This window comes from Ensifer sp. ENS10 (genome assembly GCF_014852025.1).
Lineage (GTDB): Bacteria > Pseudomonadota > Alphaproteobacteria > Rhizobiales > Rhizobiaceae > Ensifer.
This window is the reverse complement of the sequence record NZ_JACVAS010000001.1, coordinates 399,160-412,914: the sequence shown is the minus strand read 5'-3', so window position 1 is coordinate 412,914 and position 13,755 is coordinate 399,160. Positions and strand designations below refer to the sequence as shown.

At 63.6% G+C, this 13,755-nt stretch carries 11 protein-coding genes and 1 tRNA gene; 9 read left to right on the top strand and 3 right to left on the bottom strand.

The features are described from left to right. Positions 1-133 precede the first annotated feature (133 nt). The 8 genes from IB265_RS02065 (at position 134) to IB265_RS02030 (ending at position 8,826) form a co-directional block, all read left to right on the top strand. Entirely contained in the window at positions 134-940 is an 807-nt protein-coding gene (locus tag IB265_RS02065; RefSeq protein WP_057248065.1) for a phosphodiesterase, read from the top strand. Between the two features lie 40 nt (positions 941-980). After that, positions 981-1,292 (top strand): YkgJ family cysteine cluster protein, encoded by a 312-nt coding sequence (locus tag IB265_RS02060; RefSeq protein ID WP_057248253.1) that lies wholly within the window; start codon positions 981-983, stop codon positions 1,290-1,292. Positions 1,293-1,478: 186 nt separating this feature from the next. Next, positions 1,479-5,186 (top strand): trifunctional transcriptional regulator/proline dehydrogenase/L-glutamate gamma-semialdehyde dehydrogenase, encoded by a 3,708-nt coding sequence (gene putA / locus IB265_RS02055; RefSeq protein ID WP_057248064.1) that lies wholly within the window; start codon positions 1,479-1,481, stop codon positions 5,184-5,186. A gap of 343 nt (positions 5,187-5,529) precedes the next feature. Further along, positions 5,530-6,114 carry a YigZ family protein gene (locus IB265_RS02050; RefSeq protein ID WP_057248063.1) on the top strand — a complete coding sequence of 195 codons (585 nt, stop codon included), beginning with the start codon at positions 5,530-5,532 and terminating at the stop codon, positions 6,112-6,114. Between the two features lie 185 nt (positions 6,115-6,299). Next, entirely contained in the window at positions 6,300-7,286 is a 987-nt protein-coding gene (locus IB265_RS02045; RefSeq protein WP_057248062.1) for an aldo/keto reductase, read from the top strand. Positions 7,287-7,326: 40 nt separating this feature from the next. Next, on the top strand, positions 7,327-7,758 hold the full coding sequence (locus tag IB265_RS02040) for a DUF1810 domain-containing protein (protein WP_057248061.1): 432 nt from the start codon (positions 7,327-7,329) through the stop codon (positions 7,756-7,758). Positions 7,759-8,225: 467 nt separating this feature from the next. Further along, positions 8,226-8,414, top strand: coding sequence for a hypothetical protein (locus tag IB265_RS02035; protein ID WP_158539360.1), 189 nt, complete (start codon positions 8,226-8,228; stop codon positions 8,412-8,414). After that, positions 8,371-8,826: a hypothetical protein gene (locus IB265_RS02030; RefSeq protein ID WP_192494614.1), complete on the top strand. Its 456-nt coding sequence runs from the start codon at positions 8,371-8,373 to the stop codon at positions 8,824-8,826. Before IB265_RS02035 ends, IB265_RS02030 begins: the two co-directional genes overlap by 44 nt. A 20-nt stretch (positions 8,827-8,846) precedes the next feature. Here the strand turns inward: IB265_RS02030 and IB265_RS02025 are convergent. The 3 genes from IB265_RS02025 to IB265_RS02015 form a co-directional block, all read right to left on the bottom strand. Further along, positions 8,847-8,923 (bottom strand) — tRNA-Arg (locus IB265_RS02025). Between the two features lie 251 nt (positions 8,924-9,174). Continuing rightward, positions 9,175-10,656: a HAMP domain-containing sensor histidine kinase gene (locus IB265_RS02020; protein ID WP_057248059.1), complete on the bottom strand. Its 1,482-nt coding sequence runs from the start codon at positions 10,654-10,656 to the stop codon at positions 9,175-9,177. Positions 10,657-11,205: 549 nt separating this feature from the next. Next, a complete protein-coding gene (locus IB265_RS02015; protein ID WP_057248058.1) occupies positions 11,206-13,206 on the bottom strand; it encodes a methyl-accepting chemotaxis protein in 2,001 nt (666 codons plus the stop codon). Positions 13,207-13,600: 394 nt separating this feature from the next. On the opposite strand from IB265_RS02015, the gene rpmH reads away from it, so the two are divergent. After that, positions 13,601-13,735: a 50S ribosomal protein L34 gene (gene rpmH / locus IB265_RS02010; RefSeq protein WP_077962533.1), complete on the top strand. Its 135-nt coding sequence runs from the start codon at positions 13,601-13,603 to the stop codon at positions 13,733-13,735. The last annotated feature ends 20 nt before the right edge of the window (positions 13,736-13,755 follow it).

Here is a 13,755-nt window from a genome sequence, read left to right as displayed (position 1 = left end):
GCATTAGCGCTTTCCTAGGCCCGCCGCAAGAAGAACCGCCGAGCTCCGAGAGAGTCGCCCCAAAGTTGCCGCTTGACGCGTCATACGCCGCGCGACAGCTTGGGCCACCCGCGACGCAACCTTCTGGATCTCCATGACAAAGCTGATCATCTTTACCGACCTACACATGGTGCCCGAAGGCACGACGATCATCGGGCTCGATCCCTACCAGCGCCTGGCCAATGGCATCGAACACGTCAACCGTTACCATGCGGACGCCGACCGGGTGATTTTCACCGGCGACCTCACCCACTACGCCGATCGCGTTTCCTACGAACGGCTGAAGCAGCTTATCGATCAGCTCGCGCCGCCGGTTGCCATAACCATCGGCAACCACGATCGGCGCGAGGTCTTTCTCGATACCTTCCCGGACGCCGTGGCGGACGAGAACGGTTTCATTCAGCAGGCGATCGATTTCCCGGATTGCCGCGTCATCCTGCTCGATACGCTCTTTGCGCCGCCCTATGATTATCCCACCAGCCATGTCGGCGTGCTCTGCGCCAAACGTCTTGCCTGGCTCGACCGGCAGCTTGCCGACGCCGGCGACAGGCCGGCGCTGCTGTTCATGCATCATCCGCCACACAGAACGGGCTTTACCGGCATGGACATGATCCGGCTCGCCAACGAGACGGAGTTCTACGCGCTCGTCAAACGACACGGCAACGTGCGGCATATCTTTGCCGGCCACGTGCACCGCACGATCAGCGGCTCCAGCCGCGGCATTCCTTTCTCGATCTTCAAGAGCCCCGTGCACCAGCAGCCGATGCCCTTCGACACACCCGATACGTCTCTGTCCGTCGACGAACCGGCAGCCTACGGCATCGCCGTCGTGACCGACGATGGCGTGCTGGTGCATACGGAAGACTATGAGATTGCCCGCCGGGACGCGACCATCGCGTGAGGGCCATTTCAGACCGCGGACCTTCATGCTAGTTTGGCGCATGACCCATTCCGCTTCCGACGACATCTTCGATTGCCAGAGCTGCGGCGCCTGCTGCGCCTATTCGGCCGACTGGCCGCGCTTCTCGCTGGAGACGGACGAGGAGCTCGACCTGATACCGGCGGAATATGTGTCGGCCGATCTCGGCGGCATGCGCTGCGAGGACGATCGTTGCTCCGCACTCGGCGGCAAGCTCGGCGAACACGTCGGTTGCAAGATCTATGCGATCAGGCCAATCGTCTGCCGCACCTGCATGCCCGGCGACGACGAGTGCCTGATGGCCCGCGAGAAGCATTTCGGCAAGGCGGCCTGATCTCTGATCATCCGGTGGTATCGCGAACAATCCGCATTGTCTCCGGTCATGTTCGGCCGTAGCGGTGAAACATTCCGCAAAAGACAAAAAATGCCGGATGGATGTACGGCGAAAGGAAGCGTATTTTCCGCCCACGATCGGGGGCGCGCCGCGCCCTCCAAACCGCTTCCCGGAGGATAGCGCTCGATGAGCCAGACACCGCTTCAAAAGACCACGACCGAAACCGGCGCGCCGCAGGCTCCCTTCGCCGATTTCGCCCCGCCGGTGCGGCCGCAGAGCACGCTGCGCCAGGCAATCACTGCCGCCTACCGCCGCCCGGAAACGGAAGCGCTGCCGGCGCTGATCGAAGCCGCAACGCTTGACGCCGCGACCCGCGCGGCAGCGGCCAAGACCGCACGCAAGCTGATCGAGGCACTGCGCGCCAAGCACAAGGGTTCGGGCGTCGAGGGTCTGGTGCAGGAGTATTCGCTGTCGAGCCAGGAAGGCGTGGCGCTGATGTGCCTTGCCGAAGCGCTGCTGCGCATTCCTGATACCGCAACGCGCGACGCGCTGATCCGCGACAAGATCTCCGACGGCGACTGGAAGTCGCATATCGGCGGCGGCCGCTCGCTGTTCGTCAACGCCGCCACCTGGGGTCTCGTCGTCACCGGCAAGCTCACCGCCACCGTGAACGACCGCAGCCTTTCGGCCGCTCTGACCCGTCTCATCGCCCGTTGCGGCGAGCCGGTCATCCGCCGCGGCGTCGACATGGCGATGCGCATGATGGGCGAACAGTTCGTGACCGGCGAGACCATCGACGAGGCGCTGCGCCGTTCGCGCGCGCTCGAACAGAAGGGCTTCCGCTATTCCTACGACATGCTCGGCGAAGCGGCGACGACGGCTGCCGACGCGGAGCGCTACTACCGCGACTACGAGACGGCGATCCATGCCATCGGCAAGGCGTCCGCCGGCCGCGGCATCTATGAAGGTCCCGGCATCTCGATCAAGCTTTCGGCGCTGCACCCGCGCTACGCCCGTTCGCAGGCCTTGCGCGTCATGGAAGAGCTGCTGCCGAAGGTGAAGGCGCTCGCTCTCATCGCCAAGAAATATGACATCGGCCTCAACATCGACGCCGAGGAAGCCGATCGCCTCGAACTCTCGCTCGACCTGCTAGAAGAACTCTGCCTCGACAAGGACCTCGCCGGCTGGGCCGGCATGGGCTTCGTCGTCCAGGCCTACGGTAAGCGCTGCCCCTACGTGCTCGATTTCATCATCGATCTTGCCCGCCGCGCCGAACGCCGCGTCATGGTTCGCCTCGTCAAGGGCGCCTATTGGGACGCCGAGATCAAGCGCGCCCAGCTCGACGGTCTCGAAGATTTCCCGGTCTATACCCGCAAGATCTACACCGACGTCTCCTACATCGCCTGCGCCAAGAAGCTGCTGGCCGCGACCGACGTGATCTTCCCGCAGTTTGCGACGCACAACGCCCAATCGCTTGCGACCATCTACGAAATGGCCGGCAAGGACTTCAAGGTCGGAAAATACGAGTTCCAGTGCCTGCACGGCATGGGCGAGCCGCTCTATGACGAAGTGGTCGGCAAAGGCAATCTCGACCGTCCCTGCCGCATCTACGCCCCGGTCGGCACGCATGAGACGCTGCTTGCCTATCTCGTTCGCCGACTGCTCGAAAACGGTGCGAACTCCTCCTTCGTCAACCGCATCGCCGATCCGAAGGTTTCGGTCGACGAACTGACCGCCGACCCGGTCGAGATCGTCCGCGCCATGCCCATCGTCGGCGCGCCGCATGACCAGATCGCTCTGCCCGACAATCTCTTCGGCGAAACGCGCCGCAACTCGGCCGGTCTCGATCTCTCAAACGAAGCGGGCCTCACCTCGCTGACCGCCGCGCTGCAGGCGAGTGCAACCGTCGACTGGAAGGCCGTTCCGCAGCTGGCAACCGGCACTGCCTCGGGCGAAACGCGGGCCGTCGTCAACCCCGGCGATCACCGCGACGTGGTCGGCTCGGTCACCGAGGCTTCGGAAGCCGATGCCCGTCAGGCCGCGACCCTTGCCGCCAAGGCCGCCGCAAGCTGGGCCGCCGTCTCGCCGGCCGAACGTGCTTCTTGCCTGGTGCGCGCCGCCGATCTGATGCAGGCACGCATGCCGACGCTGCTCGGCCTGATTGCCCGCGAAGCCGGCAAGTCTCTGCCGAACGCCATTGCCGAAGTACGCGAAGCGATCGACTTCCTGCGTTACTACGCCGAACAGACGCGCCGCACGCTCGGCCCGGCCCACAAGGCGCTTGGACCCATCGTCTGCATCAGCCCGTGGAACTTCCCGCTGGCGATCTTCGCCGGCCAGATTGCCGCGGCCCTCGTTGCCGGCAACCCGGTGCTGGCAAAGCCGGCCGAGGAAACGCCGCTGATTGCCGCTGAAGGCGTGCGCATCCTGCACGAGGCCGGCATCCCCGCCGACGCCCTGCAGTTGCTCCCCGGCGACGGCCGTATCGGCGCGGCCCTGGTGGCTGCACCGGAAATCGCCGGCGTCATGTTCACCGGCTCGACCGAAGTCGCGCGCCTGATCCAGGCGCAGCTTGCCGACCGGCTTTCGCCCGCCGGCCGACCGATCCCGCTGATCGCCGAGACCGGCGGCCAGAACGCCATGATCGTCGACAGCTCGGCACTTGCCGAACAGGTCGTCGGCGATGTCATCGCCTCGGCTTTCGACAGCGCCGGCCAGCGCTGCTCGGCGCTGCGTGTTCTCTGCCTGCAGGAAGACGTCGCCGACCGCACGCTTTCGATGCTGAAGGGTGCGCTGCACGAGCTGAAGATCGGCCGCACGGACCGGCTCTCGGTCGATGTCGGCCCGGTCATCACCGCCGAAGCCAAGGGCATCATCGAGAAGCATATCGACGCGATGCGCGGTCTCGGCCGCAAGGTCGAGCAGATCGGCCTTGCCTCCGGAACCGAAGAGGGCACCTTCGTGCCACCGACGATCATCGAGCTCGACAAGCTCTCCGACCTCAAGCGCGAAGTCTTCGGTCCGGTGCTGCACGTCATCCGTTACCGCCGCGACGATCTCGACCAGCTGATCGACGACATCAACGCCACCGGCTACGGCCTGACCTTCGGCCTGCACACGCGCCTCGACGAGACGATCGCGCATGTGACCGCCCGGGTGAAGGCGGGCAATCTCTATGTCAACCGCAACGTCATCGGCGCTGTCGTCGGCGTTCAGCCCTTCGGCGGACGCGGCCTCTCCGGCACCGGCCCGAAGGCCGGCGGCCCGCTCTATCTCGGCCGTCTCGTCGCCACCGCACCGGTTCCGCCACAGCACAGCTCGGTTCACACCGATCCGGCGCTGCTCGACTTTGCCAAGTGGCTCGACGGCAAGGGCGCCAAGACTGAGGCAGAAGCTGCCCGCACCGCCGGCAGCAACTCGGCCCTCGGCCTGCTTTCGGAGCTTCCGGGCCCGGTCGGCGAACGCAACCTCTATGCGCTGCACCCGCGCGGCCGCGTCCTGCTGGTTCCGGCGACGGAAACCGGTCTCTACCACCAGCTGGGTGCTGCGCTTGCGACCGGCAACACCGTGGTCGTCGACGCCGCTTCCGGCCTCCAGGCCTCGTTGAAGGACCTGCCGGCGAGCGTTTCCGCCCGACTTTCCTGGTCGAAGGAATGGGCGGCCGATGGTCCGTTCGCTGGTGCACTCGTCGAAGGCGACGGCGAACGCGTGCGCGAGGTCAGCAAGGCGATTGCCGGCCTGCCGGGCCCGCTCGTTCTCGTCCAGGCGGCTTCGACCGAAGAGATCGGCAGGAACCCCGACGCCTATTGCCTGAACTGGCTGCTCGAGGAGGTCTCGACCTCGATCAACACGGCGGCCGCCGGCGGCAATGCCAGCCTGATGGCGATCGGCTGATCGTCACTCGTCCTCACAGACAAGAATGCCTCTCCCGAACGCGGGAGAGGCGATGAAGGGGCTGGGGCTTCACCCGGTCGTCGTGGCGCTGCCCTCTCCTCTTCATCTCTGTGCTTGTCACAGAGATCCAGCTGCGCCGCGTCGGCGGCGCGAAAGAACCTTTCAAGGCGACACTGCAGACGGCGCCGCAGACGCGCCGTGACTGCATTTCCGTGACAAGCACAGAAATGAGGGCCGGAAAAGTTCGGACCCGCTCCGATACTCAAGCCCTGTGTCGCGCCCCAAACCATGGTGGCGCCCTTGCCCGCAATCCGTTATCAGCGTTTCAGAAACGGAAGCAGCCATGTTCACCCTCACGCGCATCGAAACGGCAACCCAGGACGCCAAGAAGAGCCGGTTTCTGGCCATTGCCGCGCCTATTGCCGATGAACAGGCGGCGAAGGATTTCCTGAGCGCCCATTCCGATCCCACGGCGAACCACAATTGCTGGGCCTGGCGCATCGGCCAGGCCTATCGCTTCAGCGACGACGGCGAGCCGAGCGGCACGGCCGGCAAGCCTATTCTCGCCGCGATTGACGGCCAAGAGCTCGACCGGGTCGCCGTGGTGGTCACCCGCTGGTTCGGCGGTATCCTGCTTGGCAGCGGTGGCCTGGTGCGCGCCTATGGCGGCACGGCGGCGCTTTGCCTGAGGGCGGCGGAAAAGATCGAGATGATCGAAACCGTGCGTGCGACCGTCGCAGTCGACTTTTCCGACATGGCGCTGATCAAGGCGCGGCTCCTCGCCCGCGACGTGACCATTGCCGGCGAGAGCTTCACGGACAAGGGCCCGGTTCTGACCGTGGACCTGCGCAAGGATGAAGCGGAGGCGATCCTTTCCATGGTCGTCGATCTCAGCCGCGGCAAGGCCTTAGTCTCGCTCGACGACTAGCTCCCGGCGCGCCCACGCCCCAAGCGATCAGCTTCCGCCCGAAAACGCGTTCTCAGCCAGCCTGTCGAGAAAAGTGTGCGCGGTTTCCCGCTCTCTATCTCGCTCTAATTTACTCGATCAGACCGGTCATAATAGAAGCGCTCCACACAGCCTATGATCGACGACGCAAAACAGGAGACAGCACCATGAAAACGAGAGTTCTTGGCAAGACCGGCGCAACCATTTCCGAGATCGGCTTCGGCGCCTGGCAGATCGGAGGCTCCTGGGGCGATGTCAGCGAGGCAGACGGCAAGCGTGCACTCAATGCCGCACTTGATGCCGGCGTCACCTTCGTTGATACGGCCGACGTCTATGGCGATGGCCGGTCCGAAAAGATCATCGCGGCAGTGTTGAAGGAGCGCGGCGGCGACAGGCCCTTCGTTGCAACCAAGGCCGGCCGCCGGCTCAACCCGCACGTGACCGAAGGCTATACGGGCGAGAACATCGAGGCCTTCATCGACCGCAGCCTCGCCAATCTCGGCGTCGAGACGCTCGATCTCGTACAGCTGCACTGCCCGCCGACCGAGGTCTACTATCGTCCGGAGCTGTTCGGTGCGCTGGACCGGCTCGTCGCCAAGGGCAAGATCCGGCACTACGGCGTGTCAGTCGAAAAGGTCGAGGAAGCGCTGAAGGCGATCGAATATCCCGGCGTTGCGACCGTGCAGATCATCTACAACATCTTCCGCCAGCGCCCGCACGAGCTGTTCTTCACCGAAGCTCAGAAGAAGAATGTCGGCGTCATCGTACGCGTGCCGCTCGCCTCCGGCCTGCTTTCCGGCAAGATCACCCGGGAAACCGCCTTTGCCGCTGACGATCACCGCAACTTCAACCGGCACGGCGAAGCCTTCGACGTCGGCGAGACCTTTGCCGGTGTGCCGTTCGAAGCGGCGCTGGAAGCCGTCGAGCAACTTCGTCCGCTGGTGCCCGAAGGCGTGCCGATGGCACAGTTCGCGCTACGCTGGATCCTCGAGCAGCAGGCCGTCTCGGTGGTCATCCCCGGCGCCCGCAACGAGGCGCAGGCAAAATCCAACGCAGCCGCCAGCGCGCTTGCAGCCATCGACGAGCAGACCAAGGCGGCCATCACCGCAGTTTACGAGCGGCTGGTGAAGGTTCATGTTCATCATCGCTGGTAACTGACGCCACCGCCGCAGGCGTGGAGAAGGAGACGCGGCAATGCCTGATCCCTTCGAGCTCAAACGTTTCGTCGAAGCCCAGGACCGTGTCTATGCCGCGGTTCTGGACGAACTCGGCCACGGCCGCAAACGGACACATTGGATGTGGTTCGTCTTCCCGCAGATCGCCGGCCTCGGGCACTCGCCGATGGCAGAGCGCTACGCGATCTCCGGGCTCGACGAAGCGCGGGCCTATCTCGCCCATCCACTGTTGGGGTTGCGGCTTCGGCAATGCACCGAACTGGTCAATTCGGTTTCAGGGAAATCGGCACACGACATATTCTCCAGCCCCGACGACGTGAAGTTCCGGTCATCGATGACCTTGTTTGCCGAGGCCGACGAGGGCGGGCACCTGTTCGAACAGGCGCTTGAGCACTATTTCGGGGGAGAGAAGGATCGGCGCACTCTGGACATACTGGCGCACCTTCGGTGACGCTAACGCTCGCGGAACGTCGTTTGGTTCCGTCAGAGATTGGGCGTCGAGTTAACCAGGAAGAACAGGATCGTGAAGGCACATATCGAAAGGCCAGCTACGATCACCAGCAGTTCTTTCATCATATAGCGATACATCCGGCACCTCCTTTCCTTCAGTGGCCGCAATATCTTCCTGAATATAGGAAGTCATTGGGCCAATTCTCAGACACAGGCGTCAAAAGTTCGTGAAGGCGCTTCCGCCTTTTTGTGATCCGGAGTCACTATCCCCCAAAGGCTCCGAGACGGGTTCGGCGCCTCCACGACCTCTAGAAATTACATTATACTAATATATATTCCTTGTCACGTAACCACTTCGGAGCATTGAACAATTACCCCACGCTCCGTGCGGCGAATATGTCGCAGTATCAAAAATCGTCGTGACTGTGGGCAAGGCCCCTACCCCTCGAAGTGGACGGTCATCCGCAAATGACGATGCTCGTCGACGAGCAACGTCTCATGTGCGAAGTCGGTACCGACCTCGTCGTCGGCTCCGCACCGCCCGAGAAGGCAGGCTCCGCCTCGGCCATGACCGAAACCGTGCAGGAATCTCGGCATTTCGCTCGGCATCGCCGTGCTCGGCAGCATCTCGACTGCGATCTATCGCCATTCGATTGATCTCAGCACACCCGATGACCTCGGGGACGCGGCCCGCGAGGCAGTCAGCGACAGTCTGTGGGGCCCGCGGGCGGTGCGGGCGGAACTGCCGGCGGGCCTCATCGAGAATGCCCGGGCGGCCTTTACGACAGGCTTCAACAGCGCGGCCATCCTCAGCGCGATCGCCGTGACCATCCTTGCGGTCCTCGTAGCGGTGGCGCTGCGTCATATCGAGAAACTCGGGCCGCCATCCGAGCGAGCGGGATCGCTCGGCCGTTCGCGCACCGCCGCCAAAGCAATCGGCTCGCAACCAAGCGTGGCCGAACGGCTGCGCGACCGACAGCTGCGCCAACGTCGCACAGCGCCGCGCTTTACTGAAAGGATGGCCCCAAAACGCAAAAATCCCCGCACAAACGACGGGGATCTGGACTAGCCTAAGCTATTGAAGAAGAATGGCGCACCCGAAGAGATTCGAACTCCTGACCCCCAGATTCGTAGTCTGGTGCTCTATCCAGCTGAGCTACGGGTGCTTGCCTGAAGCGGTCGAACCGCTTGCGTGAGCGGTTCTCTAAAGGGTCCTTTCGGGGATTGCAAGCGCCGTTCGGCAAAAAAATTTCATTTTTACGACGATGCCCCGACTTGCTGTGGACAGTCGCTACGACTGCGGTGCAGCAATGCCCTGAAAAGCAGGGTGTTGCGCCGCGGAAGCGGCCCCGGAAAAATTTGTTGGAGGCGCCAGCCTTAGCGGCTACCCGCCTCATGGGGCGGGAATTGCCGTGCGCTAGTGGCGAAACTTCGAGCGGAATGCGTCGAGCGGCACCGGCCGGTCGGGCAGTTCGATGCGGAAGAGCGTGCCGGGCGTCGGCTTTTCGACAAGCGCGATCGTGCCGCCATGGGCAAGCACCAGCTCGCGCGCGATCGCGAGACCAAGTCCGGTGCCACCGGAGCGGGCCGAGCCGCGGAAAGCGGCGAACAGGTTTTCCCGCGCCTTCGGCGGCATGCCGGGGCCGGTATCGTCGACGGAGATGGTGACGACGCTGCCGATGCGCATGGCCGACACCGTGACAAGCCGCGGACGGCCGTCCTCCGGCTCATGGTTGGTCAGGGCCTGGACGGCATTGCGGCAGATATTGTGCACCACCCGGAAGAGCTGCTCGCTGTCCGCATCGACCTCGATGTCGTCCTGCATCTGGATCTGGAAATCGATGCCCGCCTGGGGATCGATCGCCAGCAGTTCGGCGACATCGGAAACAAGCGGCTTCAACGCCACGAAGCGGCGATGCGGCTCGGCCTCGGTGGTGCGGCCATAGGAGAGGACCTCGCGCGTATAGCCGACAGCCCGGTCGATGGTGCGCAGCAGGGTCGGGGCGAAACGCTTGACCACGGGATCATCCACGTCGGCCAAGCGGTCGGAGATCAGTTGTGCCGAAGACAGAATATTGCGCATGTCGTGGTTGATCTTCGACACGGCAAGGCCAAGCTCGGCAAGGCTCTTCTGCTGCTTCAGCGTCTTCTGCAACTCGCGCTGCATGGTGGCGAGATGCTGGCCGGCGACGGCAAGCTCATCTCGCCCCTCCGGCGGCACGAGCACCCGACCCGGATCAGCCGGATCGTCGGAAAATTCCTGCATGCTCGCCGTCATCCGCCGGATCGGCGTGATCAGCATGCGGTTGATGGCAAGGAAGATCAGCGCCGCCGTGATCAGCGAAATGATAAGCGACAGGACAAAGACGTTGCGCGAATAGACGAGCATCGCCTTGCGCAGGCTCGCATCCTTCATCAGGAGCTCGATCGTCGCGTCGCTTTCGCCGAGCGGCCCGTAGACACGGATTACACGATCGCCGCCGAAGAGCAGGGTATCGAAGGCATCGCGGATCGCTGCGAAGGCCGTGGAATTGGCGACGTCGTACTCGCCTTCGATCTCAAGGGGCATGTCGGTGAGCGCGATCATGCGCGACGCATCCTTGCGGCGGATGACGATCGCCTTGGTGCCGGTCGCCATCAGCGTGTCCTTCTGCACGCTGCGCGGCAGCTCGACATTCTGCAGGCCATCGACGACGACGGCAGCGGCGGCAGCCGTGTTCAGCCGATCCTCAAGCCAACGAATGCGCATGGTGGCGACAGACGGCGCGAAGATCAGCACCTCCGCCAGCATGACGAAGACGATGGTCAGCAGGAGCAGCTTGCCGGAAAGGCCCCGGAAGAACCCCGCACTCGTCTTCAGTGGCTCACTTGCCGTTGCCGGACGCGTCTCTTCCGCCATGCCTTACAAACTTCCCTGCCCGTCAACCAAAACGCCCGAGAGCCCGCACACGTGCCCGAGCCAAGCGGTTTCGCGCCAAGGGTCCATAATAGGAGATGGCCGTCTGTTTTCCAATCTCGGAGCGGCCGGGCGGGGTGCGACATAGGCGCGGACATCATTCAGTGTCGCGCCGTTGGCAATTGCAAAGGACCACATCCCGCTTATCTCCCTCCCCTCGCATCGCCGAAGAGAAATCTTCGGCGCGCTGCCGCCTCGGTCTGGCCTACCTGCACAGAATCCGGATCGGTGTAAGTCACCCAGGGAACAGTGCTGCAATCCTCTGGGCCGGTGCGTCGCGGGGGCAATGACGCCAGACCGGCGGCTGGCATTCGAGGCTGCCAAAACAGCGAACCCGCGGCACCATGACGGTACCGCGGGCTCCGATCACCTGCAGCGCCGCGCGTCCTCTCAGACGCGCAAAGGTTGCTGTAGCGCTTTCAAATGCTGCCTGCTTTCGCCCCTATTCACCTACCACTTGCGGAAACAAGCAGTCGCGAGGCAAGTCGCCGATCAGAACTCTTGCCAATCGTCCTTTGCAACAGCCACAGCGGAGCTACCGCCAAAGGCGCGAGCGACGTTGCCCATCATGCGGCGCGCCGGCGATTCGACCGGGCGGGCGGTTTCACGCGCGACGACCACGGGCCTTGCCACGGTATTGTCCACCTTGAAGTAGGCGATCAGGTTGGCGAGGTTGTTGGCCTCGGCGGAGAGCTTGTGGGTGGCGGCATTCGCCTCCTCCACCATCGCCGCGTTCTGCTGGGTCACTTGGTCCATCTGGTTGACCGCGGTGCTGACTTCACTGAGGCCCGTCGACTGCTCGCGCGCCGCCGTTGCGATCGAGTGGATATGATCGTTGATCTTCAGGACGCGGTCTTCGATCTCACCAAGAGCCGAACCGGTTTCCTGAACCAGCCGGACGCCGGTCGCCACTTCGCTGCCGGACTTCGAGATCAACGACTTGATGTCCTTGGCGGCACTTGCCGCACGCTGGGCAAGCTCGCGGACTTCCTGTGCGACGACCGCAAAGCCCTTGCCCGCATCACCGGCACGTGCCGCCTCGACGCCGGCGTTCAGCGCCAGAAGGTTGGTCTGGAAGGCGATTTCGTCGATCACGTTGGTGATCTGGCCGATCTCGCTCGACGCCTGCTCGATGCGGCCCATCGCGTCGACGGCGTTGCGCACGACAGCGGCCGACTGCGCGGCGCTGTGCTTGGCCTCGTTGACCATGACGGTCGCTTCCTGCGCCCGCTCGGTCGAGCTCTTCACCGCAACGGTGATCTCGTCCAGGGCGGCCGAGGTTTCCTCGAGGGCCGCGGCTTGCTGCTCGGTGCGCTTCGAGAGGTCGTCGGCTGCGGCACGCAGTTCGGACGAGTTGCCGTTGATCGTGTCGGTCGTCACGCGGACTTCACGCAGCGTCTTCTGCAGCGTCGACAGCGTTTCATTGACGTTCTTCTGCAGTTCGGCGAAGGCGCCCTGGAAATGGCCGTTCATGCTCTGGGTCAGGTCGCCGCCCGCCAGGCTCGCGACGACCCGGCGGGTCTCGGCGATGCCCGCATCGACGCTGCCGACCAGTTCGTTGACACTTGTGGCGAACCGGTTGAGGTCGTCGTTCTCGTAGTCCTTGCCGATGCGCTTGGTGAAATCGCCGGCGGCAGCGGCCGCCACGACGACGCCGATGCTCGACTGGAGGTCGGCGCTCTTTTCACGCAGCACCGCTTCCTGTGCATTGAGGTCGCGAACGGCAAGGCCGTTCTGCTTGAAGACCTGAACGGCTTCAGCCATTTCGCCGATTTCGTCCTTGCGGCCAGCGAAGGGCACGTCGACGGTCAGATCGCCGCCAGCCAGTTGCTTCATCTTGCCGGTCAGCTCGAGGATCGGGCGGCTCAAATGGTTCGTTGCGATATAGAAGGCCGCGCCGAGGCCGGCGAGCATGCCGAGGCCGGCGATGGCGAAAATGGTGATGATTACACCGCGCTCGAAGGTGGCAACGTCAGCCGTAACGACTTCAAGCGTCTTCAGGTTTATGTCGACAACGCCGTCGATCTGCTGCTGGAAAGCCTTGCGGTTCGCGCGATTGGCATCGGTGTTGCCCTGCTCGTTGGCGGCCTGCGGCGAGACCTCCTCGCCAAGCCGCGCCGTCTCGACGCGGAAAGTCTTGAACTCCGCGGCGCGGGCGACCAACGTATCGAAGGACGCTTTCGTTTCAGCCGGGATCAGCGGGCGCCACTCGGTGAGCAGCGCGTCGATCTTGTCGAGGTTCTTGCGGATGCCTTCGGCGAAGGGCTTGGCCTTCTCGATGGTCGGGGCGGCGTAAATACCGCGCGATTCCATGACGACCGCGGTCACCAGACGGTTCAGGCGTTCCGCGTTGAAGGCGCGCGTCGCGACATTCTCGTACTGGTGGAATTTCTCGTTGTATCTGCTGACAGCGACCAGCGACATCCCGGTCACCGCAACCGCCAGCAGGCTCATGATCCCGACGATCAGATAGATTTTACCGCGTATTTTCATCCCGACCTCCACAAGGTCGCGAGACCTGTCCGCTTATCGGACACGCCGCCACCCCATTGCACCGAGGCGACCCTAAAATAGCCGTAGTTAATAAAACTCGTCGCAGCCGGCAGGCATTCTGGGGAGCGCCGGTTAGAGTTCTGTTTACCAATCTCGGCTAGATGCCCGCCTTTCGCGCGCCTGTGACACGCCTCAATCCAGTGTGCCGGTTACTTTTACGATCCCGCGGCCACTGAATCGCCGGCCGCAATTGACTTTCCGGGAAATTTCCCCTTATAAGCCGCGCACGTCCGGTCAAGCCCTCCTGCCCGCAAGGCGGAGCCGCGTCCGGTAACGTAAACGCTCCTTGCTACACGCAAACCCAAGAAGGGCCGCACACCGCGGTATTAAATAAATGAAGCGTACCTACCAACCGTCCAAGCTTGTCCGCAAGCGTCGTCACGGCTTCCGTTCGCGTATGGCTACCAAGGGTGGCCAGAAGGTCCTCGCAGCCCGCCGGGCTCGTGGCCGCAAGCGTCTTTCGGCTTAAGCCGAAACTGCCCGAAACCA

Bases quoted from the DNA above. Each gene is read 5' to 3' on its own strand.
- IB265_RS02065 (WP_057248065.1), top strand. From the start codon at position 134: ATGACAAAGCTGATCATCTTTACCGACCTACACATGGTGCCCGAAGGC.
- IB265_RS02060 (WP_057248253.1), top strand. From the start codon at position 981: ATGACCCATTCCGCTTCCGACGACATCTTCGATTGCCAGAGCTGCGGC.
- putA (WP_057248064.1), top strand. From the start codon at position 1,479: ATGAGCCAGACACCGCTTCAAAAGACCACGACCGAAACCGGCGCGCCG.
- IB265_RS02050 (WP_057248063.1), top strand. From the start codon at position 5,530: ATGTTCACCCTCACGCGCATCGAAACGGCAACCCAGGACGCCAAGAAG.
- IB265_RS02045 (WP_057248062.1), top strand. From the start codon at position 6,300: ATGAAAACGAGAGTTCTTGGCAAGACCGGCGCAACCATTTCCGAGATC.
- IB265_RS02040 (WP_057248061.1), top strand. From the start codon at position 7,327: ATGCCTGATCCCTTCGAGCTCAAACGTTTCGTCGAAGCCCAGGACCGT.
- IB265_RS02035 (WP_158539360.1), top strand. From the start codon at position 8,226: ATGACGATGCTCGTCGACGAGCAACGTCTCATGTGCGAAGTCGGTACC.
- IB265_RS02020 (WP_057248059.1), bottom strand. From the start codon at position 10,656: ATGGCGGAAGAGACGCGTCCGGCAACGGCAAGTGAGCCACTGAAGACG.
- IB265_RS02015 (WP_057248058.1), bottom strand. From the start codon at position 13,206: ATGAAAATACGCGGTAAAATCTATCTGATCGTCGGGATCATGAGCCTG.
- rpmH (WP_077962533.1), top strand. From the start codon at position 13,601: ATGAAGCGTACCTACCAACCGTCCAAGCTTGTCCGCAAGCGTCGTCAC.